Origin of the sequence: Colwellia sp. D2M02 (assembly GCF_018860755.1) — a bacterium.
Taxonomy (GTDB): domain Bacteria; phylum Pseudomonadota; class Gammaproteobacteria; order Enterobacterales; family Alteromonadaceae; genus Colwellia; species Colwellia asteriadis.
Map to the genome: position 1 here is coordinate 1 of NZ_JAHKPW010000025.1, position 2,878 is coordinate 2,878.

Here is a 2,878-nt window from a genome sequence, read left to right on the forward strand (position 1 = left end):
TACATGTTACATATACAGAGTCCAGTTATTTTCAATCACGTGACTCCGTAACGCAGAACCTAAGATCCCCGCGGGTGAAGTAGGTTGTCTTGTGTTGAATCTAGGTACGCACAAAATTGGTGTTCATTATGCCCCTTATGTTAAATCCGTAAGTTAGCCTATAAAAACCATGCCTTCGCAGCCTCAGAAGCCCATAGAGGCGTTTTTAAGATATAAACCACACCAACATACCCCAAAACCAGTTTGAAAGTTTATGACGCTTTCTAGGCGATTTACAGGGCAATAAAATCACAATCCGTTTCAATCAATAATCACCCTGTAACGTCTATTTTCAACAATTAGCCGGTGCGCTCGAAAAAGCCCGAAGCGTAGCTGGCTTTTTTGGGCGTACTGGAGACAAACGAAGTGCGTCAGGGTTTCAAAGGTTTCACCTTTGGCACGGGATGTTTTTATCCAATGCGTAGCAGGGGGTGAAAACGTCCCCGTCGTGCCTATCTTGAAAATAGAAATCAACGGGTAATCACAACGTAACTAACATTAAAAAGCTAACCCATTGAATCAATGAGTTTATAGGTAGGTTACTAAGATAAATCATGCCAATTTCAGCCCAACTGAAATAACCATTCTCGTTCTTCTTTTTTATTGCTAGTCTCTAAAGTATCAATCAGTAATCAATAAAGTATTCAGTGAAAAAGAAAACACCGTTAGAAAAAGAGCTTCTTTCGTACACGAAAAAGCATCAAACGAAATCTAAAACCGCCGTCATTACGGAGTTATATGACGTGATAACCATCTTGATGAGTGAAGGTATCTCACTAGAGCACATCGTTGCGTTTTTAAAGACAAAAAATATCACGGTATCGAGAGACTATTTGAAGACGGTTCTTTATCGAATTAGGCAAAAGAGAAAACCAGAAAATGAATAAACCAAAATCCAAGACTCATTTGGTGTCCGTTCGAGTGGATGGTCGAGTGAATGCTGAAATTGAAGAGCTGTTAAACGACACGCATAAAGATAAAGCAGAACTGTTAAGGGCGTTGCTAGTAAGAGGTTTGTTCGCCTATAAAAGGGATTTGTATCAAACTCATGGCGATAGAGTGCATCACTCAATTGATAAATCGTATTACGCCTACGAAAGAGAAATGCTTGATGATGACTTACATTACATCGCCACTCGTTTTGACCAACTAGAAGCCATGATAAGAGAGCATAAAGAGCCGGTATTAACACCAACGAAAAAAGAAGGAAAAAAGACGCTTTTGGATAGTTTCTTTAAAAAATAACGTTACCCATAAATTAACGTATTAATACAAGGAGTTAGCATTTTATTATTGATTACTCAGTGATATCTATTTTTTAGATAGGCACGACGGGCACGTTTTCACCCTCTACATACGTATTTGGAAAAACATGCCGCGCCAAAGGATGTCCTTTGAAACCTAAGAGCAAAAAAGAGAATGAAGAAAAGACGATTTACTCAAGAAGACCGCACTCTTATTGAACTACAAATAGAAAAAGGAGTGGCACGAAAAGAAGCGGCCAAAGCAATTTATGAAAAAGTATACGGACTCAAGCCAAGAGACTTTGCTCTTATAGATTCACTCTGCAGCAGCAACGGTGAAGATTATAGAGACCAAGCCTTTGAAACGATTTTCAAAAGGAACAGAGAAAAATTAAAACGACTCACCATAGCAAGGGCAGCGAGAGCGGAATTGAAAAAGTTACCGAAAGAAGAAAAAAGCACATTCAGTTGGTCAGCATCGATCCATAAAAGAAGATAATCGACCCAACTAACGCGCTTCGCTTGTTCGCACATTAGAAAAGAAAGTGGGCTTAACTCGCTTATGCTCGTTGCGGCAACTTTCATTTCTAATCGTGCAGCTCTTAATATTTTCTTTTTAATTCTTTTTGAATTGAAGAGCAAAAGAAGTCGGCATGTATGCTGATAGGTGAGTTTTGAGCTAGATTTCGGTAATACTCACCCTAGAGGATAACCGCTTTCGCTAAGTTTATCACTCTAGTGTGAACCCTGATTGCTTGCCGACTGGAGCCGTTCATCGCCATCATTCGCTTGAATTCTAATACACTATTCAAGTGCAGAGATTACGGGCTGTATTGCCCCCATCCTCACCGTTCTCTGCCGACCTCTGCATCAGTACCTTGCAAGGGTTTCCCCAATCTACAAGCCTCTTTGCCTAGCTGCTTACGCTAGTTCTTGCTTCAGTCCACTCATTTGGTGTGCGTTATCGGATGTTACGCTAGTCTCTCGTCCAGTATCTGGGCGAAATATGGTATGAAAACCAACCGCATGATGCTGTCCCACAACCCTAGTGACTCTAAACCCAACCACTGATTGCTTGGAAATACTTGCAGTTCTTATGTGATATGATCTATCATGAAAGGACTTACAACGCCGTCTAAACGTAGTTAAGTATTTCGAAAAAACCAAGCTTGCAGGCTTGGTTTTTTCACATCTGGGCATAAGGTTACGGCTAAATGCTCAAGATCTCAATGATCAATTTTATGATCCTCTGGTTCATAGACAAAAAAGCCACTCTTTTGAGTGGCTTTTTTGTTTCTATTCTTTGTGTGATTTTACATACATTAAATGAATACCTGTCGGGGTTATTTGGGTTAGGTTATAACTGTATTCATAACCGTTTTCATCAAGCAATTTTATACAATATAGTGCAAATACAACCGCAAATACTACACCTAATATCATGCTATAAATACACGTTCTATTGATAGTACTAGAACTAGACTGGAAGGCAGTACACCTTGATAGGTGGGCTGCCCTTCCTGGTTGGCTTGGTTTCATCAGCCATCCGCTTGCCCTCATCTGTTACGCCGGCGGTAGCCGGCCAGCCTCGCAGA

Annotated in this window: 2 protein-coding genes; both read left to right on the forward strand. The window is 40.4% G+C overall.

Features of this window, described 5'->3' with window-relative positions; translation table 11 throughout:
• The first annotated feature begins 918 nt into the window (after nt 1-918).
• Entirely contained in the window at nt 919-1,284 is a 366-nt protein-coding gene (locus KO495_RS03160; RefSeq protein WP_012564905.1) for a hypothetical protein, read from the forward strand.
• Nucleotides 1,285-1,458: 174 nt separating this feature from the next.
• On the forward strand, nt 1,459-1,782 hold the full coding sequence (locus KO495_RS03165; RefSeq protein ID WP_012564904.1) for a hypothetical protein: 324 nt from the start codon (nt 1,459-1,461) through the stop codon (nt 1,780-1,782).
• Nucleotides 1,783-2,878 lie beyond the last annotated feature (1,096 nt).